General features: G+C 44.3%; 1 protein-coding gene. It reads right to left on the reverse strand.

Translation table 11 applies throughout. The features are described from left to right. Positions 1-3 precede the first annotated feature (3 nt). Positions 4-573 (reverse strand): Hpt domain-containing protein (locus R7190_RS29385; RefSeq protein WP_318138141.1); only part of this gene is annotated, 570 nt, incomplete at its 5' end.

Below are 573 nucleotides of genomic sequence, written 5' to 3' on the forward strand. Positions count from 1 at the left end.
ATATCAATCTGTTAGCACTTCTCGTATCTTTTCACTGTTGAGAACTTTCTCTGCGAAAAGTGTTGTTTGTTGTAATACATCCCTTAATTGACAGAGCTTATTATCCGGTACCTCTTTGCCCTGTTTTATCAATAATTCTATCTCACCTGAGATGTAATGCAGGGGCATTGCACCTAAACTTCCTGACACCCCTTTCAGGCTGTGCGCTGCGCGCTGCGCGTTGTCTATATCTTCGTTTAGAAGTTTATGTAATTTAGAACCATCTTCAGCATGATCTTGAATAAAGACCTCGAGCAACATTCGGACAGCGCCTTCATCGCCAGAAAGCGAATCCAGCATTCTGTTTATATCGATAAACGGTTCTTGCGGAGCCAGCAATTCTTGTCGCGAATCAGGGGTTAGCTCTTGCGTTTTATTCGCTTGAGCATCACTTGCCAACTCACGCGCTTTGTTCTCGTGTTCTAAAGAACTGGATGCGTTTTCAGTTTGAGAAACGGCAGGCTCTGATGAACTTGAATTCGCCACCGCATTTTTAGAGAAGACAGCCCATGAGACCAACGCCAACAGACAACC

The organism is Vibrio sp. 1078-1 (assembly GCF_033340475.1).